Origin of the sequence: Bradyrhizobium sp. S69 (assembly GCF_009766005.1) — a bacterium.
Taxonomy (GTDB): domain Bacteria; phylum Pseudomonadota; class Alphaproteobacteria; order Rhizobiales; family Xanthobacteraceae; genus Bradyrhizobium.
On sequence record NZ_LMUK01000024.1, the window covers coordinates 20,016 to 46,796 of the forward strand.

Annotated in this window: 24 protein-coding genes; 16 read left to right on the forward strand and 8 right to left on the reverse strand. The window is 62.7% G+C overall.

Annotated elements, in window-relative coordinates; all coding sequences use genetic code 11:
- Positions 1-57 precede the first annotated feature (57 nt).
- Positions 58-1,278 (reverse strand): ubiquinone biosynthesis hydroxylase, encoded by a 1,221-nt coding sequence (locus tag GSQ88_RS07890; protein ID WP_159006845.1) that lies wholly within the window; start codon positions 1,276-1,278, stop codon positions 58-60.
- A 152-nt stretch (positions 1,279-1,430) separates the two neighbouring features.
- Here GSQ88_RS07890 and tesB point away from each other — a divergent pair, with 152 nt between their 5' ends.
- A complete protein-coding gene (gene tesB / locus GSQ88_RS07895) occupies positions 1,431-2,291 on the forward strand; it encodes an acyl-CoA thioesterase II (protein WP_159006846.1) in 861 nt (286 codons plus the stop codon).
- Between the two features lie 110 nt (positions 2,292-2,401).
- On the opposite strand, the gene GSQ88_RS07900 is transcribed toward tesB, so the two are convergent.
- Positions 2,402-3,319, reverse strand: a complete 918-nt coding sequence (locus tag GSQ88_RS07900; protein WP_159006847.1) for a DUF4339 domain-containing protein — start codon at positions 3,317-3,319, stop codon at positions 2,402-2,404.
- A 283-nt stretch (positions 3,320-3,602) separates the two neighbouring features.
- Between GSQ88_RS07900 and GSQ88_RS07905 the strand changes: the two genes are divergently transcribed.
- The 4 genes from GSQ88_RS07905 to GSQ88_RS07920 all read left to right on the forward strand — a co-directional run bounded on the left by GSQ88_RS07905 (position 3,603) and on the right by GSQ88_RS07920 (position 7,553).
- Positions 3,603-3,941: a P-II family nitrogen regulator gene (locus GSQ88_RS07905; protein ID WP_159006848.1), complete on the forward strand. Its 339-nt coding sequence runs from the start codon at positions 3,603-3,605 to the stop codon at positions 3,939-3,941.
- Positions 3,942-4,040: 99 nt separating this feature from the next.
- On the forward strand, positions 4,041-5,342 hold the full coding sequence (locus GSQ88_RS07910; protein ID WP_159006849.1) for an ammonium transporter: 1,302 nt from the start codon (positions 4,041-4,043) through the stop codon (positions 5,340-5,342).
- 306 nt (positions 5,343-5,648) lie between these two features.
- On the forward strand, positions 5,649-5,987 hold the full coding sequence (locus GSQ88_RS07915) for a P-II family nitrogen regulator (protein ID WP_028348349.1): 339 nt from the start codon (positions 5,649-5,651) through the stop codon (positions 5,985-5,987).
- 39 nt (positions 5,988-6,026) lie between these two features.
- Positions 6,027-7,553, forward strand: coding sequence for an ammonium transporter (locus tag GSQ88_RS07920; protein WP_159006850.1), 1,527 nt, complete (start codon positions 6,027-6,029; stop codon positions 7,551-7,553).
- A 176-nt stretch (positions 7,554-7,729) separates the two neighbouring features.
- Here GSQ88_RS07920 and GSQ88_RS07925 read toward each other — a convergent pair whose 3' ends face one another.
- The 3 genes from GSQ88_RS07925 to GSQ88_RS07935 form a co-directional block, all read right to left on the reverse strand.
- The gene (locus GSQ88_RS07925; protein ID WP_159006851.1) at positions 7,730-8,359 is read right to left on the reverse strand and encodes an NAD(P)-dependent oxidoreductase; all 630 of its coding nucleotides are present in this window, start codon (positions 8,357-8,359) and stop codon (positions 7,730-7,732) included.
- Positions 8,360-8,556: 197 nt separating this feature from the next.
- Positions 8,557-9,429 carry an NmrA family NAD(P)-binding protein gene (locus GSQ88_RS07930; RefSeq protein WP_159006853.1) on the reverse strand — a complete coding sequence of 291 codons (873 nt, stop codon included), beginning with the start codon at positions 9,427-9,429 and terminating at the stop codon, positions 8,557-8,559.
- Positions 9,430-9,473: 44 nt separating this feature from the next.
- Entirely contained in the window at positions 9,474-9,896 is a 423-nt protein-coding gene (locus GSQ88_RS07935; protein ID WP_159006855.1) for a DoxX family protein, read from the reverse strand.
- A gap of 118 nt (positions 9,897-10,014) precedes the next feature.
- Here GSQ88_RS07935 and GSQ88_RS07940 point away from each other — a divergent pair, with 118 nt between their 5' ends.
- The 6 genes from GSQ88_RS07940 (at position 10,015) to GSQ88_RS07965 (ending at position 17,706) form a co-directional block, all read left to right on the forward strand.
- The gene (locus GSQ88_RS07940; protein WP_159006857.1) at positions 10,015-10,920 is read left to right on the forward strand and encodes a LysR substrate-binding domain-containing protein; all 906 of its coding nucleotides are present in this window, start codon (positions 10,015-10,017) and stop codon (positions 10,918-10,920) included.
- A gap of 234 nt (positions 10,921-11,154) precedes the next feature.
- Entirely contained in the window at positions 11,155-11,973 is an 819-nt protein-coding gene (locus tag GSQ88_RS07945) for a DUF3658 domain-containing protein (protein WP_159006859.1), read from the forward strand.
- A 192-nt stretch (positions 11,974-12,165) separates the two neighbouring features.
- Entirely contained in the window at positions 12,166-13,380 is a 1,215-nt protein-coding gene (locus tag GSQ88_RS07950; protein WP_159006861.1) for an aminotransferase class I/II-fold pyridoxal phosphate-dependent enzyme, read from the forward strand.
- Between the two features lie 12 nt (positions 13,381-13,392).
- Positions 13,393-15,843, forward strand: coding sequence for a DNA translocase FtsK (locus tag GSQ88_RS07955; RefSeq protein WP_159006862.1), 2,451 nt, complete (start codon positions 13,393-13,395; stop codon positions 15,841-15,843).
- Positions 15,844-15,997: 154 nt separating this feature from the next.
- Complete coding sequence (locus GSQ88_RS07960) at positions 15,998-16,825, forward strand: outer membrane lipoprotein carrier protein LolA (protein ID WP_174247953.1); 828 nt, start codon at positions 15,998-16,000, stop codon at positions 16,823-16,825.
- A 65-nt stretch (positions 16,826-16,890) separates the two neighbouring features.
- Entirely contained in the window at positions 16,891-17,706 is an 816-nt protein-coding gene (locus GSQ88_RS07965; protein WP_159006864.1) for an exodeoxyribonuclease III, read from the forward strand.
- A gap of 259 nt (positions 17,707-17,965) precedes the next feature.
- On the opposite strand, the gene GSQ88_RS07970 is transcribed toward GSQ88_RS07965, so the two are convergent.
- Both GSQ88_RS07970 and GSQ88_RS07975 read right to left on the reverse strand, forming a co-directional pair.
- Positions 17,966-18,409, reverse strand: coding sequence for a cyclic nucleotide-binding domain-containing protein (locus GSQ88_RS07970; RefSeq protein WP_159006866.1), 444 nt, complete (start codon positions 18,407-18,409; stop codon positions 17,966-17,968).
- Positions 18,410-18,460: 51 nt separating this feature from the next.
- Complete coding sequence (locus tag GSQ88_RS07975) at positions 18,461-19,147, reverse strand: response regulator transcription factor (protein WP_159006868.1); 687 nt, start codon at positions 19,145-19,147, stop codon at positions 18,461-18,463.
- Between the two features lie 256 nt (positions 19,148-19,403).
- Here GSQ88_RS07975 and GSQ88_RS07980 point away from each other — a divergent pair, with 256 nt between their 5' ends.
- Together GSQ88_RS07980 and GSQ88_RS07985 are read left to right on the forward strand one after the other, a co-directional pair.
- On the forward strand, positions 19,404-19,967 hold the full coding sequence (locus GSQ88_RS07980; protein ID WP_159006870.1) for a L,D-transpeptidase family protein: 564 nt from the start codon (positions 19,404-19,406) through the stop codon (positions 19,965-19,967).
- A 21-nt stretch (positions 19,968-19,988) separates the two neighbouring features.
- On the forward strand, positions 19,989-20,774 hold the full coding sequence (locus GSQ88_RS07985; protein WP_159006872.1) for a 2-keto-4-pentenoate hydratase: 786 nt from the start codon (positions 19,989-19,991) through the stop codon (positions 20,772-20,774).
- 167 nt (positions 20,775-20,941) lie between these two features.
- On the opposite strand, the gene GSQ88_RS07990 is transcribed toward GSQ88_RS07985, so the two are convergent.
- The gene (locus tag GSQ88_RS07990; RefSeq protein ID WP_159006874.1) at positions 20,942-21,631 is read right to left on the reverse strand and encodes a YggS family pyridoxal phosphate-dependent enzyme; all 690 of its coding nucleotides are present in this window, start codon (positions 21,629-21,631) and stop codon (positions 20,942-20,944) included.
- 119 nt (positions 21,632-21,750) lie between these two features.
- Between GSQ88_RS07990 and GSQ88_RS07995 the strand changes: the two genes are divergently transcribed.
- The 3 genes from GSQ88_RS07995 to lptE all read left to right on the forward strand — a co-directional run bounded on the left by GSQ88_RS07995 (position 21,751) and on the right by lptE (position 26,780).
- Positions 21,751-23,448, forward strand: coding sequence for a diguanylate cyclase domain-containing protein (locus GSQ88_RS07995; protein ID WP_159006876.1), 1,698 nt, complete (start codon positions 21,751-21,753; stop codon positions 23,446-23,448).
- A gap of 169 nt (positions 23,449-23,617) precedes the next feature.
- Positions 23,618-26,242 carry a leucine--tRNA ligase gene (leuS, locus tag GSQ88_RS08000; RefSeq protein WP_159006878.1) on the forward strand — a complete coding sequence of 875 codons (2,625 nt, stop codon included), beginning with the start codon at positions 23,618-23,620 and terminating at the stop codon, positions 26,240-26,242.
- On the forward strand, positions 26,229-26,780 hold the full coding sequence (lptE, locus tag GSQ88_RS08005) for an LPS assembly lipoprotein LptE (RefSeq protein WP_159006880.1): 552 nt from the start codon (positions 26,229-26,231) through the stop codon (positions 26,778-26,780). The genes leuS and lptE overlap by 14 nt, the downstream gene beginning before the upstream one ends.
- Position 26,781: the final 1 nt, after the last annotated feature.

The window sequence follows — 26,781 nt, forward strand, 5'->3', positions numbered from 1 at the left end:
GGCAGCCCTGGATTGCTTCGCTTCGCTCGCAATGACGGGAGCTAATTCCTCGTCTTGTTACAACGCCTCGCCCTTCAACAGCCGTGGCACTTCGCCGGATAGCCCCGCGGCCTGGCGGATGAACAGGCTTTTCAGCGGCGGCGCGCGATCGACCAGCCCGAGGCCGATGTCGCGCACGGTGCGCAGCAGCGTCGATTTATTCGAGAACAACAAGTTCAGCGAATTGGTCGCGAGCCCCATCGCCATCGTGTCGAACCGCCGCCAGCGCTGGTAGCGGTCGAGCACGTCGGCCTGGCCGAGATCCATGCCGAGCCGCGCCGCATCGACCACCACCTCGGCCAGTGCTGCGACATCCTTCAGGCCCATGTTGAGCCCCTGCCCCGCGATCGGGTGAATCACATGCGCGGCGTCGCCGACCAGCGCCAGCCGTTCGCCGATGAACGAACGCGCGACGAAATAGCCCAGCGGAAACGCGCGCGGCTGATCCAGCGCCTTGATCTCGCCGAGATGCAGTCCAAAGCGCTGCTCGAGCTCGCCGTGAAACTCTTGCTCGGCCAGCGCCGTGATGCGCGCGGCCTCGGTGCGTTTCTCGGTCCAGACCAGCGACGAGCGCTTTCCGGTCAGCGGCAGGATCGCGAACGGCCCGGCGGGGAGAAAATGCTCCTCGGCGCGGCCGTGATGGTCGCGCTCGTGGCCGACCGTCACCACGATGCCGGATTGATCATAGTCCCAGCCATGGGTGGCAATGCCGGCATGCTCGCGCAATTTCGAGCGCGCGCCGTCGGCCGCCACCAGCAGGCTCGCCTCGATCATTCTGCCGTCGGACAAACTCACATCGACACCCTCGGGACGCGAGCTGAACTCGGTCACCGCGGCGGTCACGAGTTCGATGCCTTCGGCCTCCGCGCGCCGGGCCAGTACGTCGATCAGATGGCGATTTTCGATCATGTGCGCGAACGGTTCGCCGGGCTCGATATCCCCCGCGAAGGTCAGGAACACCGGACGGGTGGCGTCTTCCAGTTTGGAATCGGTGACCACCATGTCGAGGATCGGCTGCGCCTCGGCGGCGACCTCGCCCCACACGTCCAAGGCTTCAAAGAGCCGGCGGCACGCCGCGACGATCGCGGTCGCGCGCGGATCGCGGCTCGGCCGGCTCGCCAGCGCGGGATCGGCGACGATGACGGGGATGTCGCGGCCCAGGCCCTGACGCAGCGCCAAGGCCAGCGCCAACCCCGCGAACGCGCCGCCGCCGATGACAATGCTTCGTTGCGCCGACATGCTGTTCCTTTACGCGCCACGCCCTCAGACTGAGCTTGCTACCTGATAATAGGTGGGCGAAATAGGGCGGAGAAACAAGGTCTTTACACCCAGTTCGTCGTTCCGGAGCGATGCGCGGCATCGAACCCGGAGTGACCCGGAAAGAACGCCACATGTCCAAAGGCCTGATCGACCTGATTTCCATTCTCGACCTCGAACCGCTCGAGGTGAACATGTTTCGCGGCAACAGCCCCAAAACCAGCTGGCAGCGGGTGTTCGGCGGCCAGGTGATCGGACAGGCCATGGTGGCGGCATGCCGCACGGTCGAGGGCCGGCTGCCGCACTCGCTGCATTGCTATTTCATCCTGCCCGGCGATCCGCAGATTCCGATCATCTACGAGGTCGAGCGGCTGCGCGACGGCAAGAGCTATTCGACCCGAAGGGTCACCGCGATCCAGCACGGCAACGCGATTTTCTCGATCATGGTGTCGTTTCATGTCGAGGAACACGGTTCGTTCGATCACCAGGACAAGATGCCGGACGTGCCGCCGCCGGAAAAACTCACCGCCGAGGAGGTGGCCAAGCAGCCGATGTTCCGCGAGATGCCGGACTTCATCCGCCGCTATTATGAATCCGATCGCCCGATCGAGCTGCGCCCGGTCGAACTCGGCCGCTATTTCGGCCAAAAAATCGAGGACGGCCGCATCCATGTCTGGATCCGCACCGCCTCGAAATTATCCGACGATCCGGCGCTGCATATGTGCGCGCTGGCCTATGCGTCGGACTTCTCGCTGCTCGATGCGGCGATGGCGCGCTATGGCCGCACGTTATTCGACAAGCGCATGATGCCGGCCAGCCTCGACCACGCGATGTGGTTTCATCGCCCGTTCCGCGCCGACGAATGGCTGCTGTATGCGCAGGATTCGCCGAGCGCACGCGGCGGACGCGGCCTGACCCGCGGCATGATCTTCAAGCAGGACGGCACGCTGGTGGCGTCCGTCGCGCAGGAAGGCTCGCTGCGCGAGCGCAAATAAGCGCCGCGCAATCGCGTCTCTATCTATTTATTTGAGCATGATCTCCGCGCAAACGCTTCGCGTTTGTCGCGAGGGAAAACCGGTATCCGCTTTTCCGGATCATGCTCTGGTTACGCGGTCCGCTCGACGAGCTCGAATTGCGAGACGTACCACTGGCTGTACCAACGCAGCGCCCATGGAATCGGGATGATGAATATGCTTGCCAGCCCGAACAGCAGCGTGCGCCACAGCACCTCCAATCCGGTCGCGTGGAACAGAACCTCGCGATGCGTGCCGCCGATATTGCGACAATTCCATCGCATCCACGCCGTGACGACCCACGCCCAGCCGATCACCGTGATCGAGGAGACGGCCAACAAGACATGCCAGCCGATATAATGCAGCACGTTGCCGTTAAAGGTGATCGGTAGCGGCTGGCCGTTCGAGCTGAGATTGCCGGCGATCCATCGGATGATCATCCACGACAGATACGCCTGCCCGACGAAGGCGATCAGGTGAATGAGCTGGCCGCCGAGGCCGGCGTAGGCCAAGAGCCCTATGCCGACGAATACATACCAGATGTCGCCGATCTGGCCGTTGAAGGCGAGGTTCGGCCGGCCCGGCACGTTCACGTGGGGCGCGATCCAGCGGTAGAAGCTCGTCGCCGCCCACGGCGCCGGAACCACCAGCAAGATGCCGATGCCGTAAATCAGGCCCCAGCCGAGCAGTGGCCATAGTCCAGGTTCGAACGAGAGCGAGCCATCGCCGCCATGGTTGCCGGCGTCATACTGATATTGGCCACCGGACTGATATTGGCTGCCGGCGCTGGCGATCGGGCCGCCCGGTTGCGGGACGGCCGGCGGGCGCGCCGCGGCGGCTGGCGCCAGGCCGGGAATATCCCCCGCGCGCTGCCAACCCGACATCCCGTCGGTCCAGACCAGCGTGTCCGGCGTGACGGTGCCTCTGGCGATCAGGCTGCGAAACTGAGCTTCCGGAAGAGGGCCCTGCTGCTGGCCTTGGGAGGCGTAAAACCATGATCGGTCCGACATTTCATTCCCTTTAAAGTCATTTTCTTGGAGCGCCGGCGCGAACGAAACCGCCGACGGCGAAATTGAATTTTGGCAAATTACCCGGTCCGGTTGGGATCGAACCTGTTCGATAGGGAACAGACTATCAAACAGAAAACGGCGGTCGTCATCGTTTTTTGGTTGGAGCTGCAAACTTTTTGTGCCATTCGCACAAAAAGATGCCAGACTTGAAAATACCGGACTTGCCGAGACGCAGATCCGGATACGACCAACCTTTCGGGACCCGGGAAGCGAAGGCCTGACCATGAAGCTCGTTGTCGCCGTCATCAAACCCTTCAAGCTCGACGAGGTGCGCCAGGCGCTCACCGCGATCGGGGTCAGCGGCATGACCGTGACCGAGGTCAAGGGCTACGGCCGACAGAAGGGACATACCGAAGTCTATCGCGGCGCCGAATATGTCGTGAATTTCCTGCCGAAACTGCGGATCGAAATCGCGGTGGCATCCGACATCGCCGACAAGGCGGTCGAAGTCATCACGACGAGCGCGCGCACCGGCCAGATCGGCGACGGCAAGATCTTCGTGACCCCGATCGATCGTGCTTTGCGAATCCGGACCGGCGAAACCGACAGCGACGCGCTGTAGCTCCCGATCGGATTCCCGCGCTTCGGATTCCCGCAACTCATCGCATCCCGCAACGACGCCGGGCGCGATCAACAGACATCGCCGGCCAGAGGAAATACCATGGGGGCACTTTGGTGTCGCGCAGCGAAGCTGGCTGCGCCGATCGGACTTGTGACGATCCTTGCGACACCGGCGTTCGCGCAATCCAATTCCATCAGCGGCGCCGACACGGCCTGGATGATCGTTGCGACGGCACTCGTGCTGATGATGACGATACCGGGACTGGCGCTGTTCTATTCCGGCATGGTGCGCAAGAAGAACGTGCTGGCGACGATGGCGCAGAGCCTTTCAGCCGTCACCATGATTTCGATTCTGTGGGTCGCGTTCGGCTATTCGCTGGTGTTCGTCGGCGATGGTCCATGGCTTGGAACGCTCGATCGCTGGTTTCTGGCCGGCATGACGCTGGATAGCGTCAACCCCGCCGCCAAGACCATTCCGGAAGCGCTGTTCATGCTCTACCAGATGACGTTTGCGATCATTACCGTGGCGCTGGTGGCGGGCTCGGTCGCCGACCGGATGCGATTCTCGGCCTATTTGCTGTTCTCGATCGGCTGGTTCATCCTGGTCTATGTTCCGCTCGCGCACTGGATTTGGGGCGGCGGTTTTCTCGGTACGATGGGCGTGCTGGATTTTGCCGGCGGCCTCGTGGTGCATCTTTCCGCCGGCATCGGCGGATTGGTGGCGGCGAAGGTCCTCGGCCGGCGCCACGGCTATGGCACCGAGAATCTGTCACCGTTCGATTTGTCGCTCGCGGTGGTCGGCACCGGATTATTGTGGGTCGGCTGGTTCGGCTTCAATGGCGGATCGGCGCTGGGCGCCAATTCGCGCGCGGTGATGGCGATCATCGCGACCCACCTCGCGGCCTGCGCCGGCGCGCTGACCTGGGGCGGGCTCGAATGGTCGATCCGGCGCAAGCCATCCGTGCTCGGCATGATCTCCGGCGCCGTCGCGGGCCTTGGAACGATTACGCCGGCCTCCGGCTTCGTTACACCCTTGGAAGGCATCGTGATCGGCGTGACCGCGGGCCTGGTGTGCTTCTGGGCATGCACCTGGCTGAAGCATCGCTTCCGTTATGACGATTCGCTCGACGTGTTCGGGGTCCACGGCGTCGGTGGATTGATCGGGACGCTGTTGACCGGGGTATTTGCCACCGCCGCGATCGGCGGGGTCTCCGGCCTGATCGAGGGTAACCCGCAGCAATTGCTGATCCAGTTTTATGGCGTCGCCGTTACCCTGGTGTGGTCGGCCGGGATGACCTTCGTGCTGCTCAAGCTCGTCAGCGCCTTCGTACCGCTACGGGTTTCCAGGGAGCATGAGATGGAAGGCCTCGATATCTCGCAGCACGGCGAGGCTTTGCAGTAAAATACTTACTATAATACCTTTTATCTGCCCTTCCCGTGGGCACGATTATGTCGACAGCCTGTCACGCCTTCATTTTAATCAGGTGTGATTAGGTTTTGGGCGCGACCGAATAGCGCAGTTGCGCCCTTTTCCCGCAAAGTTCGAAAACACCCGCGTTCATAGTCCGTTAGGCAACGCGCCCGATCTGGCACGGCATTTGATTCTATAGGGCTGGCTGTGCCCGCGTAGTGAACTCTCTCGCGTGGTGAACCTCAGTCGAGAACGCCCGGTCACGTCTGGACCGGGCCCAAGCGGGGATAGGAACCTATGAAAATTGTTATGGCGATCATCAAGCCATTCAAGCTCGAGGAAGTCCGCGATGCCCTGACCGCCATTGGCGTTCACGGTCTCACGGTGACGGAAGTCAAAGGATATGGGCGGCAGAAGGGCCACACGGAAATCTACCGCGGCGCTGAATACGCGGTGAGCTTCCTGCCCAAGATCAAGATCGAGGTCGCGATCGCCTCCGATCAGGTCGACAAGACCATCGACGCCATCACGTCCGCTGCAAAAACCGGACAGATCGGCGACGGCAAGATCTTCGTCATCAACCTCGACCATGCGGTTCGTATCCGCACCGGCGAGGCCGATGCCGCTGCACTCTGATTTCACGCTCAACATAAAATTCAAGCAGGAGTAAAATCAATGACGTTCACACGTCCCACCCCCGCGGGATGGGCAGTCCTCGCAATCGGAGCGCTTTGCGCCGTAGGCTTCGCCGACGCGGCGATCGCCCAGACTGCTGCTGCACCCGCGGCTGACGCAGCGGCAGCGGCTCCCGCCGCGGCCGCCGCTGTTCCCAACAAAGGTGATACCGCCTGGATGCTCGTATCCAGCGCGCTGGTTCTGATGATGTCGGTCCCCGGCCTCGCACTGTTCTATGGCGGCCTCGTCCGCACCAAGAACATGGCCTCCGTGCTGACCCAGGTGTTCGCGATCGTCGCCATGGTTGGCGTGGTGTGGACGCTTTACGGCTACTCCCTCGCCTTCGGCGACGGCGGCAGCATGACGCCCTACATCGGCGGCTTCACCAAGGCCTTCATGCACGGCATCGACTCGAACTCGACGGCGGCGACGTTCTCGAACGGCGTTGTCATTCCGGAACTCGCTTACTTCGTGTTCCAGATGACGTTCGCGATGATCACCCCGGCCTTGATCGTCGGCGCCTTCGCCGAACGCATCAAATTCTCGGCCGTGATGCTGTTCATCCTGCTGTGGGTCACCTTCATCTACTTCCCGATCGCGCATTGGGTTTGGTATGTCGCCGCTCCGGATGACGTCGCAGCTGCTGCCAAGGCGCTCGCCGCCGCGGCGGATGGTGCGGCCAAGACCGCGGCCCAGGCCAAGCTCGATGAAGTCACGGGTGCTGTCGGCTGGCTCGCCGGCGCAGGCGCTCTCGACTTCGCCGGCGGTACGGTCGTGCACATCAATGCCGGCATCGCCGGTCTGGTGGGCGCGCTGATCATCGGCAAGCGCACCGGCTACGGCAAGGACCTGATGGCTCCGCACTCCCTCACCATGACCATGATCGGCGCCTCGTTGCTGTGGGTGGGCTGGTTCGGCTTCAACGCCGGATCGAACCTCGAAGCCAACGGCGTCACGGCGCTGGCCTTCGTCAACACCATGGTGGCCACCGCGGGCGCAGCGCTCTCCTGGTTGCTCTCCGAATGGATCGTCAAGGGCAAGCCCTCGTTGCTGGGCATCTGCTCCGGCGCGGTCGCAGGCCTGGTCGCGGTCACGCCGGCTTCCGGCTTCGCCGGTCCGATCGGCGCTCTGGTGCTCGGCCTCGTCGTCTCTCCGGTCTGCCTGTTCTTCGTCTCCACCGTGAAGAACGCGCTCGGCTATGACGACGCGCTCGACGTATTCGGCGTCCACTGCATCGGCGGAATCATCGGTGCGCTCGGCACCGGCATTCTGGTCAATCCCGCCCTCGGTGGCGTCGGCATCACCGACTACACCAACATCACCGGAAACAATGCCGGCACCTACGATTTCGTCACCCAGATGATCGCGCAGGGCAAGGCGGTCGGAGCAACGTTGCTCTGGTCGGGTATCGGTTCGGCGATTCTCTACAAGCTGGTCGACATCATCGTCGGTCTGCGTCCGACCGTGGAGGAGGAGCGCGAGGGTCTCGACATCTCCGATCACGGCGAGCGCGCCTACAATATGTAAGCTCTCCCGGGGCGCGATCTCACGGGATCGCGCCCAGAACTACGGTTCGGGCACATACCCGGCAATGCCTGAACCGTCGAGGGGCTCCAGCGCAAGTTGGAGCCCCTTTCTTTTTGCGGGGAGGGGCAAAGTTTGTCGTCCACGGTCACGAACTCATTGGCTCGTGAGACCACCCTTCACCACAGGATGACGGGTGTCCGCCTCAACCAGGTGTCGGTCGCCAGTTGCTCCACCACGAACCGAGCGACATCGGCGCGCGCTATCTTGCCGCCGCTGACGCCTGCGAGGTCGGCGACGGCCCTGAGGCTCCCACGAGCCGGATTATTGGTGAGCATGGCGGGCCGGACTATGATCCAATCGAGTGAGCTGGCGCGGATCGCTGCTTCCTGGCGGCCCTTGTCCTTGTAGGCATGACGAAGCAGCAAGGGCAGGAAGAGCCGGTCGAACACGAAGCCGCCGTGGCCGCGGCTGTCCGCGACCCCCAGAGCGGAGATGCAGACCAGACGGCGCACGCCGCTGCGCGTCATCGCCGGAACCAGCGCGCGTGTCGCTTCGGTCAGCAGGCTGACCTCGCTGAAGGGGCTAAGGCCTGTCCCCAGCGAGCTGACGACGGCATCGCAACCGTCCAAGGCGCGCGTGAGGTGGCCTTCGTCGCGAACATCGCCCTCGATCACGTCTGCTCCCGGGAGATCGGGGGCGCGCGCCTTCGAGCGAACCAGCGCCACGACGGAATGACCCTTAACTAGGGCTTCGTGGACGATCAGCCGTCCAGTTCCACCCGTTGCACCCAAAACAAGAACCTTCATATTCGACCTCGATCTTTCTTGGTGTGAACGCCGCGGTTCACAAGGAAGCGGGGCTGTTTCAGCCTCTCTGCCGGGATCGCGATACACATCGGTGATGGTCGCGCCAAGAAACGGCCGGCCGCGACGCATTCATTCCGAAGGAGATGCGAATTTCCGGAGCAGGTCCGAAAGTCGCATCTCATCGCTGATCCGCGGACCTACGCCGTGGCGGCTTTCCGAGCCGCCGCGAAGACATCGCGGGGGGACGTCGTGCCGGCGACGTGCTCCGTGCCCGCGACGCCGAGGTCCATCCAGCCCGCGTTGACGGCCTCGTACATCGCTTCAGCCGGTCCGGTGTGGCCCTTCGGGATGCCGAACTGCTCGAACGCTGCCGGCCAACCGGCCCGCGGGACGGCAAAGGCTTTGACGTCGAGATTCAGGACTTCACCCAATTGCTCCGCGACTTCATCCGCGGTGACCATCGAACCGAGCTCGATGACTCGCTGCCCCGACCACGTCGGCCCGGTCAACAGCGTCGCCACCTCGGCGCCGATGTCGTTCGTCGCAACCATGGTCGATTTCCGGTTGGTCGGGTTGTAGTAGACGGGAAGCGTGCCGCCCTGGGCGACGTGCAGGCCGTAAAGGAAGTTTTCGAAAAATCCGCCTGCGCGCACAAATGCGATTGGGGATGTCAGGTTGCGAAACCCTTGCTCGAGAAGCGACAGCGCCGTGATCATCCCGAGCCCGCTGGTTCTGTTCGCCCCCATCGACGAGAGCGCAACCACGCGCGGCGGCGCTGCCTTGGTGAGCGCCTGGACATAGTTCGCAATCACGCCCTTTGCTTCTTTGTAATCGGGCGAGGGAGCCCAGACAGCCGGCAACATGACAAACGCGCCTTCAACGCCTTTGAGCGCCTGCTCGATGGCTGCCGAATCATTCCAATCGCCGTCTACCAGTTCCACGCCCTGGTTCGCCCAGTTAGCCGCCTTCTCGCGATTGCGGACGAGCGCGCGTACCTGCTTGCCTCGCGCCAACAGATGTTTTGCCGTTGCGCCGCCAACTTTTCCCGTGATTCCCAATACCAAAAACATGTGTTTTCTCCTGATCTAGAGGGACAGAACAATGCCCGGTTGGTTCAATGGATGAGCGGCAGAATGGCCCGGATACGGGGGTCGCGCAGATAGAGGCCGCCCCAAGTCATCGCGCCCAGAAGCAGGGAAATGAGTTCCGGCGGCGACCCCAACTCACCGATGCGGACATGGGCGCAGATCGCGCCTCCGAGAAAGCCAGTCACCAGGATCGCGCCGAGGACGGCGGTGGCCGGAATGGCGTAAAGGATGGCGCAGGCGAGTATGATCGGACCCACGATACGGGTCAGGTCCATCGCGAACCCGGTTTCCTGCAACACGCTCGCAATCTGTGCCGGCGCGAAAAGCTGAATAGTCCCATCTGCCACCAGGGTGATAACGACAAACGCGCTCATTATCCGGCCGGCCCACAGGGCGCGATGCAGGGTCATGGTTTCAGGCAGTTGATGCAGGTTCATAGTTTCGGACATCTGTCGTTCTCCTGGTGGGCCCCCGATTTCGAGGCTTACTGTATCTCGCAGGCATGATAAACACCTCGGAATTGAACTCACTGTTCTCTTTGAGCTGAACAATACCGGGGGCGCGAAAATGCAGAATCTCGAACCCATCCTGATTTTCATCACGGTCGCGGAAATGGGGAGCTTCACCCACGCAGCCGAGAGCCTGGGCATTCAGAAGGGAAGAGCCTCAACGGCGGTCCGGAAGCTGGAAGAAGATGTCGGTGTCAGGCTTCTGCACCGGACGACGCGTAGCGTGCAGTTGACGGAAGACGGCCGGGTATTTCATGCCCGTGCCCGCGATCTGCTTGCTGAAGTCGATGACCTGCACTCGATGTTCGCAGGCGATCGCGTGGCACTTCGCGGGCGTTTACGGGTCGATCTTCCGGCCGAGGTGGCGCGCACAACGATCGTACCGGCCTTGCCGGATTTCATGGCGGCCCACCCCGAGTTGGAGCTGGAGGTGTCGAGTACCGATCGGCAAGTCGATCTGGTTCAAGAAGGTTTCGACTGTGTATTGCGGCTTGGACCCATAGGGGACGAGACGCTGATTGCCCGCCCACTGGGCCAGTTGCGCATGGTCAACGCTGCCAGTCCCGCCTATCTGGCGCGCTACGGCGTCCCTCGATCGCTGGAAGATCTCCAGCGTCAGCAGCATCGGACCATTCATTTTTCGACGATGCTGGGCGCAAGACCCTATGGATGGGAATATCCGGACGGCGACGGCTACGCGACGCTTCAGTTGCAAGGTGCGTTGCACGTCAACAGCGCGCAGACCTACGAAGCCGCGGCCCTCGCCGGCCTTGGCCTGATTCAGGCGCCACTCCTAGGGATTGGCCGATACTTAGAGGCTGGAGCGCTTGTGGAGATCATACCCGATTTTCGTCGCCGGGCGCTCGCCGTGTCCCTCGTCGTCGCACATCGGAGCAATCTGTCGCGCCGGGTCCGCGCATTCATGAAATGGATCGAAGATGTGCTGACGCCGTATCTGGAATAGCGAGACGAGCTTGTTCGTCCGGCCCTCGAAATCAACATTCTGACGTTATGTGTCCTCGTTCATGGTTATTTGACCAGCGAGGGACGCAAGATAGGCGCGAAACTCTGTAGACCGGGTATCTTGCCGAGACGTGGCCGGGATCGGGGCGTACCCACCAATAGCGATTCCGGTCGAACTTGAGTAGACGCGGCGTTTCGCAAATGTCATCAGAACTTCCTCTTTGGAGGACGAGCGATGGCGCAGGCCGTGCTTCACTTCGTTTTCACGCCCTCGGGCGCAGGCTGCCTGGTTCAGGCATTGAGGAAGGCTGGCCGAGACGATCGTGTCATCGCTTCCTACGATGACCTGAGCTTCGGACCTATCAATCCCGGCGACGCGTCCTCTCGCGCCAAATGGGTTGAGAATGAACTCGGCCAGACAGACTGGAAGGATCGTTCGGCTGGGTCAGAACGCGCGTACGACGAGGCGCGGCTCCCTGATTGTCGCAAGATCGCGTGGCTGACGCGCCGATCCGCGATGGAATATGCCGGCTTTCTTGATTGGTTGTGGCGGCTAGGCGACGCCCCGTGCGAGGTCGTTGATCTGACCGACGTCACGGTCTCGCACCGTCCGGAGCACGGCCCACCCCGACCGCCGCGCCCCGCGGTGAGTCTCGGTCTGCTTCATCACGACAAAATTTGCAGCGACAAGCTCTGGGATTTGGCTGAGCCTTTGCAAATAAGCCAGCGACGCGAGTATCTCGGCCTCTGGCAACAGCTCCGTTCGGAAAACGCACCACTTCGGGTTATCGACGGCGGCCGGCTTGTGTCGGCGCCAATTTCGTTTTTCGACGGGCTGTTGATGTCTTTTGTGACCGACCATTGGCAAAAGGCAGCGAGAGCTATCGGCTCGACGATGGCCATGGATGATTGGATCATTCAAACTCACGACGTTTTTCTATCCGCTCGGGTTAAGGCCTTGGCCGAGAGCGGTAGCCTGGAAATTCGGGGGCCTCGCGCCGCTGACATTTTCTCGAGCGAGGTGAGGCTGCCGGGGGTGCGACAGCCGTCGTAGAGCGGAAGGATGAGCATTCGCGCCGCCCATAGGCTCCGTCCAGGCTACGAATTATCCCGGGAACCTTGGCAAATTCGACCCTTCCGTCGATGGTTAATCGCGTCTTAACCTCGCCGTATCTATGGTGATTTGATCCATTTTTGGCCGGTCACAAGGGGCGACCGGCGGCCGCAAGGGGCTGGCATCTCATCTATGGCAATGACCGCTTCATCCCGCACGCCGCAAGGCACCGGCAGCCAGGACAGCGAGCGCTCGCCATTCGCGCGGTTGACCGAGCTTTTGGCGCCCTACCAACCGGCTAAGCCGTTGATTACGCTATCGTTGGGCGAGCCGCAGCATCCGGTACCGGCGTTTGTCGCGCCCGTCTTGGCCAAGCACATTGGCGATTTCGGCCGCTATCCGATCGCCAAGGGCATCGAGCCGTTCCGGCGGGCGGCGTCGAACTGGCTGTCCAGCCGATTCGATCTTCCGCGGCCGATCGACCCTGAAAGCGAGCTTCTGGTGCTGAATGGCAGCCGCGAGGGTCTGTTCTTCGCGGCGATCACGGCGGCGCGCTATGTCGGCGAGCGCAAGGGCCGGCCTGCGATCCTGGTGCCCAATCCGTTTTATCCGGCCTATGGCGCCGGCGCCCGCGCCGCGGATTGCGAGACCATCTATCTGCCGACCACGCCCGCCAACGGCTTCCTGCCGGATCTTGACCAGCTCGATGACGCGACGCTGGCGCGCACCGTCGCGATCTTCATTGCCTCGCCGGCCAACCCGCAAGGCGCGGTGGCGTCGCGCGGCTATTTCGGCCGCTTGAAGCAACTCGCCGACCGCTTCGGCTTCATGATCCTGAGCGACGAATGCTATTCCGAGATCTATACCAAGCAGGCGCCCGGCAGCGCGCTGGAATCCGCCGGACCTGATTTTACCAACGTGGTCGCGTTTCAATCGCTGTCGAAGCGCTCGAACCTGCCGGGCATGCGGGTCGGCTTCGCCGCCGGCGACAAAAAGTTCCTCGGCCTGTTTCACGAACTGCGCAATGTCGCGGCGCCCCAGGTGCCGGTGCCGCTGCAGCATGTCGCGGTCGCCGCCTATAGCGACGAGGCGCATGTCGAGGAGAACCGCAGGCTCTATCGCATCAAGTTCGATCTGGCCGACCAGATCCTCGGCAACCGCTATGGCTATGTGCGGCCCGCCGGCGGCTTCTGCGTCTGGCTCGACGTATCGGCCCATGGCGGCGACGAAGCCGCGACCGTGAAACTATACAAGGAGGCCGGCGTGCGCGTGGTGCCCGGAAGTTATCTGGCGCGGCAACAGCCCGACGGCAGCAATCCCGGCGCCGGTTACATTCGTCTGGCGCTGGTCGCCGACGGCGAGAGCACAGCCGAGGCGTTGCACCGGCTGGTCGAGATTTTGGATTAATCGCGGGGCCCCATGAGCATGCCGGCGATCGAACGCGTCATTCCCCTGGTCGGCCATTTGCCGGCGTCGATCCGCGAGGCGCTGGCCCGGCGCTTACGTGAATGCACAGGGCTGGGCCTGATCGCGCTGTCCGGCGTGGCGGCGGCCGCCCTGATGACGTGGTCGGTGCAGGATCCGAGCCTGAGTCATGCGACCTCGCGCGCAATTCATAACGTCGTCGGTTATCCCGGCGCGATCGGCGCTGATCTGTTGATGCAGATCATCGGCCTCGGCGCCATCATGCTGGTTCTCCCGGTCGCGGTGTGGGGCTGGCGTATGCTGACCCATCGCGCCTTCGATCGCGAAGCGCTGCGGATCGCGTGCTGGATATTGTGCACGGTCGCTTCCGCGGGCTTTGTCAGCTGCTGGCCGCATGGCGGCGCATGGCCGCTGCCCACCGGATTGGGTGGCGTGGTCGGCGACGCGTTGCTGCGGGCACCAGCGATGGTGCTGGGGACGCCCGGCTTCCTCTACCGCCTCATTTATGGCATCGCGCTTGGCACAGCCATGATCGCGACGTTCCTGATTGCCTGCGGCCTCGGCTCCCGTCCGTACGAAGAAGAAGCGGCATCGATCGAGGATGACGACGCGCCGTTCGTCGAGGAAGAGGACGATCGCGGCTCGGTCTCGCTGGGATGGCTGTTCCATGCCGCGATGAGCGCCAAGGCGCGGCTCGGATGGATGTTCTCGCGGGCCTATAGCTCACTGGTCGCCAGCGCACCGGCGAAAAATGCCTCCGCGTTCGAACGTCAGGAACCCAATCTGGGCGGCCGCGCCGCGCCATCCCTGGCCCCGCAGGCGGAACAAGATTTCGACGACGAAGACGCCGACGAGGAGGAGGAGGAGGCGCCGGCCGCCCGCGCGCCGCGCAAGAAAGCAGCGCCGCAGGCACCCGCGCGCAAATCCGCCGGCAAGTTCGAACTGCCCTCGGTATCGGTGCTGACCGCGCCGAAGGCTTCCGATCGCCAGCCGCTCAGCAAATCCGAACTGGAGAGCAACTCGCGCGCGCTGGAAGGCGTGCTCGGGGATTTCGGCGTGCGCGGCGAGATCGTCAAGGCCAATCCGGGGCCGGTCGTGACCTTGTATGAGCTCGAGCCCGCGCCCGGCATCAAATCATCCCGCGTCATTGGCCTTGCCGACGACATCGCGCGCTCGATGAGCGCGCTCTCGGCGCGTGTCGCCGTGGTTCCCGGCCGCAATGCCATCGGCATCGAGCTGCCCAACGCGCATCGCGAAAAAGTTTATCTGCGTGAATTGCTCTCGGTAAAGGACGAGTCGGTTGCCAAGCTGCCGCTGTGCCTCGGCAAGAACATCGGCGGCGAATCCATCATCATCGATCTGGCGCGAACCCCGCATATGCTGATCGCCGGCACCACCGGCTCCGGCAAATCGGTCGCCATCAACACCATGATCCTGAGCCTGGTCTACCGGCTGCGCCCGGACCAGTGCCGCCTGATCATGGTCGATCCGAAAATGCTCGAACTCTCCGTCTATGACGGCATCCCGCATCTTCTGACGCCGGTCGTGACCGATCCGAAGAAAGCGGTGGTCGCACTGAAATGGGCGGTGCGCGAGATGGAAGAGCGCTACAAGAAAATGTCCAAGCTCGGTGTGCGCAACATCGATGGCTATAATCAGCGCCTGCTCGAAGCCAAGGCCAAGGGCGAGGAACCGACGCGCACGGTTCATACCGGCTTCGACAAGGAGACCGGCAAGGCGATCTACGAGGAAGAAAAGCTCGATCTCGAGCCGCTGCCCTACATCGTCATCATCGTCGACGAAATGGCCGACCTGATGATGGTCGCCGGCAAGGATATCGAAGGCGCGGTGCAGCGTCTGGCACAGATGGCCCGCGCCGCCGGCCTGCATGTCATTCTGGCGACGCAGCGGCCGTCGGTCGACGTCATCACCGGCACCATCAAGGCGAATTTCCCGACCCGCATCTCGTTTCAGGTCACCTCCAAGATCGACAGCCGCACCATCCTCGGCGAAATGGGTGCCGAACAGCTGCTCGGCCAAGGCGACATGCTCTATATGGCCGGCGGCGGCCGCATCAGCCGCGTGCACGGACCCTTTGTCTCGGACGAAGAAGTCGAGAAAGTCGTGCGTCATCTCAAGACGCAAGGCCAGCCGGAATATCTCGAGGCGGTCACCGCGGAAGAACCAACCGACGAAGACGGCAACGCGGTGTTCGATGGCACCGCCATGGGCGCCGAGGGTGGCGGCGACCTGTTCTCGCAAGCGGTGGCGATCGTCAAACGCGACCGCAAGGCTTCCACCAGCTACATCCAGCGCCGGCTGCAGATCGGCTACAACCGCGCCGCCTCGCTGATGGAGCGGATGGAACTGGAAGGCATCGTTGGACAGGCCAATCATGCCGGCAAGCGCGAGATTTTGGTCGAGGAAGAGGAAAGTGGCTTCTAAGAAGCCCAGGAAATTGCAAAAAATTGCCGCCGTTGAAATTATATTCTCACGGAAAAACGATAGCCGCGTCGACCGAAACTACGATAAAACGGACCTAACTAGTGGCCTTGGGGCCTAACGGGACGACTCATTGAATAGAGCTCCGAAACTTCCGATGACAAAGCCACTTGCGAACCGCGGCATACAGACCGGCTTGCACACCGGCCTGCACGCCGGCGTGGCGTTGCTGATGGCGGCTTCCATGCTGTGCATCGTGGTGCCGTCTTCCGCGCAGAACGTGCCGGTGCCGAAGCCTGCGCCAAAAGGTCGCGACGTCCAGTTGAGCGCATCGGACGGCCAACGCGGTCCGCTGACAACGGGAACAACCCAGCCGCCGGAGCCTGTGATTCCGGATCCGCGCCGCAATGTGCCGGCCAGTATCTTCGCCACCTTCGACGCCAATCAAAAGGCGCAAGCCGCCAGGGTCAGCGCCTATCTGTCGTCGCTGTCGACGCTGGTCGGAAATTTCGTGCAGGTCGGGCCCGACGGCAGCAAGACCCGCGGCGAATTCTACATCCAGAAGCCCGGCAAGGTGCGTTTCGAATATGACACGCCGAGCCCGATCGAGATCATCGCGGATGGATCGGCGGTCGCGGTGCGTGACCGCAAGCTGGCGACCCAGGACATCTACCCGCTGTCGCAAACGCCGCTGCGGTATTTGCTGTCGGACCGCATCGATCTGATGCGGGACACCAACGTCGTCAGCGTGACGGCGGACGATTTGTACGTCAGCGTCACCATCGAGGAACGGCAGACGCTGATCGGCACCAGCCGCCTGATGCTGATGCTCGGCGCCAAGGACGGCCAGCTCAAGCAGTGGACGGTGACCGATCCGCAGGGCTATGACACCACGGTCGCGGTCTACAATCTGGATACGACCAAGAAGGTCGATCCCGGCCTGTTCAAGATCGACTTCACGGTTTACCCGACCTCGCCGGGCTGAATCCTTTCGCGAACGTCGCGACGGATCAGCGTGTCTTTCCGATGATGTCCTGATACATCAGCCCGATGCGCATTTCCCTGACCACGTGGAATATCAATTCGGTGCGGCTGCGCATCGATCTCGTCGCCAAATTCCTCAAATCGACGCGGCCGGAAATCCTGTGCCTGCAGGAAACCAAATGCATCGACGACGCCTTCCCGCTCAAGCGGTTCAAGCGGCTCGGCTATGAGCACGTCGCGCTGAACGGGCAGAAGGGTTATCACGGCGTCGCGGTGATCTCGAAGCTGCCGTTCGAGAATACCAACATCAGAACCTTTTGCGACAAGATCGATTCACGCCATATCTCTGTCGAATTCGGCGCCAAAGCGCAGCTCGCAAAGCCGCTGGTGCTGCATAATTTCTACGTCCCCGCCGGGGGCGATATTCCGGATCCCGCGCTCAATCCGAAATTCGAGCACAAGCTGCAATTCCTCGATGAGATGAAGGCGTGCGAGCCTTTGCATCCGCACGGCGACGACCGGCATATCCTGGTCGGCGATCTCAACGTGGCGCCGCATGAGAACGATGTCTGGTCGCACAAGCAACTGCTGAAAGTGGTGTCGCACACGCCGATCGAATGCGAGAAGCTGTTGGCCGCACAGGCCAGCGGCGAATGGATCGACGTCGCCCGCGACCGCATCCCGCTCTCGGAAAAAGTCTATACTTGGTGGAGCTACCGTGCCGCCGACTGGACCGTCGGCGACCGGGGCCGAAGGCTCGATCACATCTGGGTCTCGCGCGCGCTGAAGGACGGCGTCAGCGACTTCAAGATCACCCGCGACGCCCGTAGCTGGGAGCGGCCGTCCGATCATGTGCCGGTGACGGTGACACTGGAAGTGTAGGTTTTTGTCGTCCCGCGAAGGATGCCGCGACACACCGGAACCGTCATCCCCGGGACGAACGCGGAGCGTTCGCCCGTGAGGAGCGGCGTCTTCGCCGCGTCTCGAAGGATGGTGTTCAGCGTCGTGCTTGCGGCCATCCTTCGAGGCTCGCAAGAGCTCGCACCTCACGGGCGAACGCAATTGCGTTCGTCCCGGGGATGACGTCCGAGACAAGCTCCTTCGCCGGGACGAACAGGAAAGTGTCTGCTTTACTTTGCGTCTAGCTGCTCAGCTTCGCGCCGGCCATCAGGATATCGCTGGCGATCTGGCTGGTGCGGTTGGCGAACTCGTCACGCAGCCGGCGCGCGGCGACCGGGTCGCTTTCAAGCACGCGCTGAAACAGGCTGCGGGAGACTCGGACCACCGAGGAATATTCCAGCGCGGTCGCGGTGGACGGCCGCGGCATCGCCACCACCAGCGCAAGCTCGCCGATCAGCGTGCCGGGACCCGCGACGATTTCGGCGCCGTTGCCATCCTCGATGCGAAACGCCCCGCGCTGAACGATAAATCCGGCGTCGGCGGCATCGCCCGCCGTGAACAAGAGATCGCCGCGCGCGAAGTCGCGCTGCTCGGAGCCGATCGCAAGCATCCGCAGAGAAGCCGTCCCCAACAGGCGCATTGTCGGGACGCGCTCGAACAAGGCAACATCATCTTCGATCGACATCTAAAACCGGTGATCGGGCCGCGCTAATCGCGAATCGCTGCCCGAATCGTATCACGGCACCAGCTTGTAGCCACCGGCTTCCGTTACCAGGATCTCCGGGTTGGCGGCGTCCTTCTCGATCTTCTGCCGCAGACGGTAGATATGGGTTTCCAGGGTGTGGGTGGTGACGCCCGAATTATAGCCCCAGACTTCCTGCAGCAGGGTTTCGCGCGACACCGGCAATTGGCCGGCCCGGTACAGGAAACGCAGGATCGCGGTTTCCTTCTCGGTCAGCCGTACTTTTCGGGCATTGGCGCCGGTCAGCATCTTGGAGCCGGGTCGGAAGCTGTAGGGACCGACCGAAAACACCGCATCTTCGCTGGCTTCATGCTGGCGCAGCTGGGCCCTGATCCGCGCCAGCAGCACCGCGAAACGGAACGGCTTGGCGACATAGTCATTGGCGCCCGATTCAAGTCCGAGAATGGTGTCCGAATCGGTGTCGTGCCCGGTCAGCATGATGATCGGGGCCTTGAAGCCACCCTTGCGCAGGCTGCGGACGACCTCGCGGCCGTCGGTATCCGGCAAGCCCACGTCCATCAGCACCAGATCCGGGGCATTGGCCTTGGCAGCGGTCGCACCCTTGGCGCCCGTATCGACCGCGGAGGCTTCAAATTCCTCGTGCAGCGACAACTGCTCGACCAGCGTGTCGCGCAGGTCGGTATCGTCATCCACGATCAGAATTTTGCGGGCATTGGCCATGTCGTAACATCCTCTGGAGCCGAAACGCCTTCGGCCGAGTCGGCGGCGGGAAGCTTCTTGGGCGGGCGAAGCTTGATTCGTACGTGTAGTTTCGTCTTGAAGTAGGGGCCTGTTACGGATTCACAAGCAGTAAGGCAGTCTACTCCAGAACTCGCAGGCATTTAGATGAATGTCCTGTAATGGCGGCTATGCGCCGTTCTCTCCATCCGGCGGTCTCGAAAAAGGCTGGCTTCCTATAGAAAGACAAGCGTCTTCAATGGTTTCTGTGATATTCTCTTCCGATGGGCTGCTGGCGGACGGCCCTCTCGCGGCGATCCGGGTGAGCGCTGCCGCCGGTAACCCGCAACGGGGATGGCTGACCATCGGGCCAAAGACGGTACCCGTCGCCTTGGGCCGCGGCGGCATCAAGGCCAACAAGCGGGAAGGCGATGGGGCGACGCCGAGAGGCGTCTTCCGGCCGCGCCGGCTATGGTGGCGGGCCGATCGTTATCCCCGCCCGCGCACCTTCTTGCCCATACGCGCCATCCGGCCCGAAGACGCCTGGTGCGAAGACCCCTTAAGCCGCCATTATAACCAGCCGCTGCGGCTGGATCGGGATTGCGGCGGCGACCGCCTCACGCGCGAAGATCACCTCTATGATTTCATCGTCGAAATCGACCACAACAGCTCGCCGCGCATCGCCGGCCGTGGCAGCGCCGTGTTCCTGCATCTGGCGCGGAGAGATTTTTCGCCAACCGCCGGCTGCGTCTCGATGACACGTCAGGCGATGCTGCGGTTGCTGGAGCGGCTGGGTCCGCAAACCAGGATCGTGATCGCCTGACCATCCGGGGAAATCAGAACCATGCTTGATCAAGATCAGATCGCGGCGGCATCGGCTACCTTGCGGGATCACTGGCGCCAGGGAACGAAACTTGACGCGCTAGAGGCTTCGCTTCGCCCGCGCGATCGCGCCGAAGGTTACGCGATCCAGGCGGCCATCGAACATGGCAGGGCCGGCCATCTGTTCGGATGGAAGATCGCCGCCACCAGCGAAGCCGGACAAAAACACATCAACGTCGACGGCCCGATGGCGGGGCGCATCCTGTCCAAGACGGTGATCGCGGATGGCGGCACCGCCTCGATGGCGGGAAACGAGATGCGTGTCGGCGAACCGGAATTCGCCTTTCGCATGGCGGCGGACCTGCCGCCGCGGTCACAGCCCTACACGGTGCAACAGGTGCTCGACGCGGTGGGCACGCTTCATCCCGCGATCGAGATTCCGGATTCGCGGTTTTCGGATTTCGTCAGCGCGGGCGCGGCGCAAATCATCGCCGATAATGCCTGCGCGCATCTGTTCGTGCTGGGCACGCCGACCACTGCGAACTGGCGTGCGCTCGATCTGGTCGAGCAAAGATCCGTCATCACCTTGCGCGACAAACAATACATCGGCCATGGCCGGAACGTGCTCGGCGACCCCCGGATCGCGCTCACCTGGCTTGCCAATGAATTGAGCCTGCTCGGCGTGACCTTGCGGGCCGGCCAGATCGTCACCACCGGCACCTGCCACCCGCCGCTGCCGATTCAATCAGGCGACGTGTTCGCCGCCGATTTCGGCGTGCTTGGGAAAGTCTCGGTGCGATTTAGCTAGCAACAATTGATGACGTCATCCTGAGGTGCGAGCCCTTGCGAGCCTCGAAGGATGTTGTTCGGCGCAGTGCGCGCGGCCATCCTTCGAGGCGCGCAAGAAAGTGCGCGCACCTCAGGATGACGTCAGAGCTAGCTTCACAGGCTCTCAGGGTGACGGCAACATCGTGCTCACCGATGTCCGAAAATCGCCGAGCCGACGCGGATATGGGTGGCGCCGAACTGGATCGCGATCGCGAAGTCGGCGCTCATGCCCATCGACAGGTTGTTCAGCCCGTTGCGCGCCGCGATCTTCGCCGTCAGCGCGAAATGCGGCGCCGGCGCCTCGTCGACCGGCGGAATGCACATCAGGCCGGAAATCTCCAAACCGTATTTCTCGCGACAGGCCGCGATGAAAGCATCCGCCTCGGCCGGCGCGACGCCCGCTTTCTGCGGCTCCTCGCCGGTGTTGAGCTGGACGAACAATTCCAGCCGCCGTTTTTGAGAATTGATTTCCTTGGCTAACGCTTCGCAAATGCTCGGACGGTCGACCGAATGGACCGCATCGAACAGCGCCACGGCCTCTTTGGCCTTGTTGGATTGCAGCGGCCCGATCAGATGCAACGCGAGCCCCGGATAGGCCGGCATTAACCCTGGCCACTTGGCTTTGGCTTCCTGCACGCGATTTTCGCCGAAAACGCGCTGCCCGGCGTCGATGACAGGCGTAATCGCCTCAGCGTCGAATGTCTTGGACACCGCGATCAACGTCACCGACGCGCGATCGCGTCGCGCCTCGACGCACGCGCGCAGAATGTCGGCCTCTACCGAGGCCAGCGCGCTTGGTAAAGGGCGGGTTATCGCTGAGGGATTTTCGGGAGTCATTTTTCGGGTGCCATGACGCCTGCCGCCGTAGATTTACGGAGTAAGTTGAATTTTACCGAGTTCAGGAAAGGCTTCTTGAACCCTTACCTCTATGTTCCATCTGGGGCCGGGGATTAAAGATGTCACGCTTCACTTTCAACCGCAAACAGGCGAAACTCAAGAAACTCCTCGGGATTCGTGCGCGGCTGGCGTTGCTGGCGCTGATCCTGGTGGCTCCCTTGATGCTCGACCGCGCCCGCTCGCTCGAGGACGCCCGCGCCAAACAATTGGCCCTCGCCTCCCAGGAATTTTCGGAACTAGCGCAGCACAGCGCCGATACCCAGCGCGAAGTAATCTCGTCCGTCGAGACGATGCTGAAATCCGCGGCCTATATTCGCGGATCGGCGGGCGGCGTCAGCCGCAGTTGCGATATCCTGCGCGCGAGCCTGCCGGTCAACCTGCCGTGGATCCGCTCACTGTTGATCGTCGGCGGCGATGGCCATGTCCAATGCGCGACGCAGAATTCACTTGTCGGCCTCGATATCAGCAAACGGGCCTATCTCAAGCAGGCACGCGATGCGCGCGACGTCGTCTTCAGCGACTTCCTGTTCTCGATGGCGACCGACCTGCCGATCGTGATGGCGGCCTATCCGGTATCCGCGATCCGGGAGGATTCCGACGCCGTGATCGTCGCCGGCGTCAATATCGACTGGATGTCGAAGATCATGAGCAATCTCGGCGGCCGTCCCGGCATTTCGGCGGCGCTGATCGACAGCACGGGCATCGTGATGGCCGCGCCGGCGGATCAAGCCAGCATGGTCGGCCGGTCGCTCGACACCATACCGTTATTGTCCGCCATCGCCGACAAAGCGATCGATTCGGAACAGGCGGATGGATCGCTCTCATTCGTCGCAGCCGACGGTTCGAAACGCACGGTGAACTTCGCGCGGATTCCCGGCACGCAATCGCGCCTGATCGTCAGCATTGACGAAACCAAGGTGTCGGCCGCGATCAATCACGACATTCGCACCGCTTATCTGCAACTCGGCTTCGTGTGCCTGTTCGTGCTGCTCGGCGCGCTGGTCGCCGCGGAAAAGCTCATCATCCACCCGATCGAGATCATGGCGGGAACGGCGAAACGTTTCGGCCAGGGCGACTGGTCGGCACGCGCGGGGCGCAACCGGCTGCCGGCCGAATTCGTGCCGCTGGCGCGCGCCTTCAACGCGATGGCGGCCAAGCTTGGCGAGCGCGAACGCGAATTGGTCGCCACCAACGACCGGCTGACGGTGATGGCCTCGATCGACATGCTGTCCGGCCTCGCCAACCGGCGCGGCTTCCAGAGCCGGCTCGATTTCGAATGGATGAAAGCCTTGCAGCACGGCGCCGAGCTGTCGCTGCTGATGATCGACGTCGATCATTTCAAGTTGTTCAACGACACCTATGGCCATCCCGAAGGCGACGCTTGTCTCACGAAACTCGGCGAAACGCTGGCCGGGCTCGCGGCCGATACCATGGGTTTTGCCGGGCGGTATGGCGGCGAGGAGTTCTGCCTGCTGTTGCCCAACACCGATTCGGCCCGTGCGGTGGAGATCGGCGAACAGGTGCGTTCGGTGATCGCGAGCCTCGCGATGCCGCATTGCACGTCGAGCCATCAGATTGTCACCGTCAGCGTAGGCGTCGCCTGCACCAGGCCCAACGAACGCCAGCGGCCGGGCGATTTGATCGAAGCGGCCGACGCGGCGCTCTACGCCGCCAAGCATCGCGGCCGTAACGCCGTGGTCGAGCACGGCTTCGTGCGGGTGACCGATATCGACGGCTCGATGGCGATGGCGAGCTGAGCGACGCCACCGCTTCCCTCGGAGCCATAAAGCGATCGAAACCGGCGGTCGCGCAGGCCGCCCCAGTCCTTGCAAGTCGTTGCAAGCCGTTGACCGCGCAGCCGCTTTTGTGGCCTAGTCCGCCGTCTCCGAAAACCGGCCCCAGGCCAGCGAAAAGTCCTGCGATTTCATGACCTCCGAACGCTACAACGCACGCGAATCCGAGCCGCGCTGGCAACGCCAGTGGGACCAACAGGCGATCTTCACCTCCAAAAATGACGATCCGCGGCCGAAATATTACGTGCTGGAGATGTTCCCCTATCCGTCCGGGCGCATCCATATCGGGCACGTCCGCAACTACACGCTAGGCGACGTGCTGGCGCGATTCATGCGCGCCAAGGGTTTTAACGTGCTGCATCCGATGGGCTGGGATGCCTTTGGTCTGCCGGCGGAAAACGCCGCCATCGAGCGCAAGATCGCGCCCAAGGCGTGGACCTACGACAATATCGCCGCGATGAAGAAGCAGTTGCAGTCGATCGGGCTGTCGCTGGACTGGTCGCGGGAATTCGCGACCTGCGATCCGTCTTATTACAAGCATCAGCAGAAGATGTTCCTGGATTTTCTGCGCGCAGGGCTCGCCGAGCGCGAGAAGCGCAAGATCAACTGGGACCCGGTCGACATGACCGTGCTGGCCAACGAGCAGGTGATCGACGGCCGCGGCTGGCGCTCCGGCGCGGTGGTCGAGCAGCGCGAGATGAACCAGTGGGTCTTCAAGATCACGAAGTACTCGCAGGAGCTGCTGGACGCGCTCGATACGCTCGACCGCTGGCCCGACAAGGTGCGGCTGATGCAGCGCAACTGGATCGGGCGCTCCGAGGGCCTGCTGGTGCGGTTTGCGCTCGATCCGGCAACCTCACCGGCCGGCGAGAGCGAGCTGAAGATTTTTACGACGCGACCTGACACGCTGTTCGGCGCCAAGTTCATGGCGATCGCGGCCGATCATCCGCTGGCGCAGGCAGCGGCTGCGAAGAATCCTGATCTCGCCGCGTTCATCGCCGACGTCAAACGGATCGGCACCGCGCAGGAAATCATCGATACCGCCGAAAAGCTGGGTTTCGATACCGGCATCCGGGCGATCCATCCGTTCGACGAGAACTGGAAGGTGCCGGTTTACGTCGCGAATTTCGTGCTGATGGAATACGGCACCGGGGCGATTTTCGGCTGCCCGGGACACGACCAGCGCGACCTCGATTTCGTCAACAAATACGGTCTCGGCGTGACGCCGGTGGTCTGCCCGGAAGGTCAGGATCCCTCGACCTTTGTCATCACCGACGTCGCTTATGACGGTGATGGCCGCATGATCAATTCTCGCTTCCTCGACGGCATGACCATCGATCAGGCCAAGCAAGACGTGGCCAAACGGCTGGAAGCCACGGTACGCGGCAACATGCCGGTCGCCGAGCGGCAGGTGAACTTCCGCCTGCGCGACTGGGGTATCTCGCGCCAGCGCTATTGGGGTTGCCCGATCCCGGTGATCCACTGCCCGACCTGCGACGTGGTTCCGGTACCGGACAAGGATTTGCCGGTGGTGCTGCCCGAGGATGTCACGTTCGACAAGCCCGGCAACGCGCTCGACCATCATCCGACCTGGAAGCACGTCAGTTGTCCGCAATGCGGGGCCAAGGCCGTCCGTGAAACCGACACCATGGACACCTTCGTGGATTCTTCCTGGTATTTCGCGCGCTTCACCGATCCCTGGAACGAAAACGCGCCGACCACGCCCGCCGTGGTCAACCGCATGATGCCGGTCGACCAGTATATCGGCGGCGTCGAGCATGCGATCCTGCATCTGCTGTACAGCCGCTTCTTCATCCGCGCGATGAAGGCCACCGGACATATCGGCATGGAGGAGCCGTTCGCCGGCATGTTCACCCAGGGCATGGTGGTGCACGAGACCTACCAAAAGGCCGACGGCAGCTACGTCACGCCGGCCGAGGTCAAGATCGAGGTCGGCGGGAACGGCAAGCGCGCCGTTCTCATGGCAACCGGCGAAGACGTTACCGTCGGCCCAATCGAGAAGATGTCGAAGTCGAAGAAGAATACCGTCGACCCCGACGACATCATCGCGAGCTACGGCGCCGACGTTGCGCGCTGGTTCATGCTGTCGGATTCACCACCGGATCGCGACGTGATCTGGAGCGACGAACGCGTGCAAGGCGCGTCGCGTTTCGTGCAGCGGCTGTGGCGGCTGGTCAATGAATCCGCCGATATCGCCAAGTCAGCCCCGGCGGCGCGGCCGGCCGCGTTCGGAGCCGACGCGCTGGCGCTTCGCAAGGCTGCCCATGGCGCGCTGGATAAGGTCTCGACCGGCATCGAGAAGCTGCATTTCAACGTCTGCCTGGCCTATATCCGCGAATTCGCCAATGCCCTGGCCGACATATTGGGACGCGAAGCTACGCCCGCCCCCGACCTGGCCTGGGCGGTCCGGGAGGCCGCGGTCATCCTGGTTCAATTGGTCTCGCCGATGATGCCGCATCTGGCCGAGGAGTGCTGGCAGGTGCTGGGGCAGCGGGGACTGGTTTCGGAGGCCAATTGGCCCAAAATCGAACGAGATTTGCTGGTTGAAGATACCGTAACGCTGGTGGTCCAGGTCAACGGCAAGAAGCGCGGCGAGGTCACACTCGCCAGCCAAGCGCAAAATCCGGAAATTGAGGCTGCCGTTTTGGCGCTCGATACGGTAAAACAGGCCCTGGACGGCAAGACCGTCCGCAAGGTGATCATTGTGCCGAAGAGGATCGTGAATGTCGTTGGCTAGAACTGGCATCGCCGTCCGGCTCCTGGCCATCGCCGCCCTCGCGGCGCTGACGGCGGGCTGCTTCCAGCCGATGTATGCCGAGCACGCCGACGGAACGCCGGGCCTGCGCGAGAAATTGCTGACGGTGGACCTTCCACCGGTGGCCAAGGCTAATGCATCCCGCGAAGCCCGGATCGGTGTCGCCATCCGCAATGCGCTGGCATTCAAGCTCTACGGCAACGCCGTTGGCGCCCCGCCGCTCTATAAACTGGACCTCAGGTTCTCCAGCAGCCGTTCCGACCTGATCGTCGATCCGAACACCGGACTGCCCACCACCGAGAATTTCGGTGTCGACGCGCAGTACAACCTGATCGAGATCGCGACCAACAAATCGGTCATGACCGGCACGACGTTCTCGCACCTTTCCTACGATATCCCGGGCAGCTATCAGCGCTTCTCGCGCGCCCGTGCCTACCGTGATGCCGAGGATCGCGCCGCCCAGGAAATCGCGGATCATATCCAGACCCGGTTGGCGGCATTCTTCTACGCCGGAACCTGAT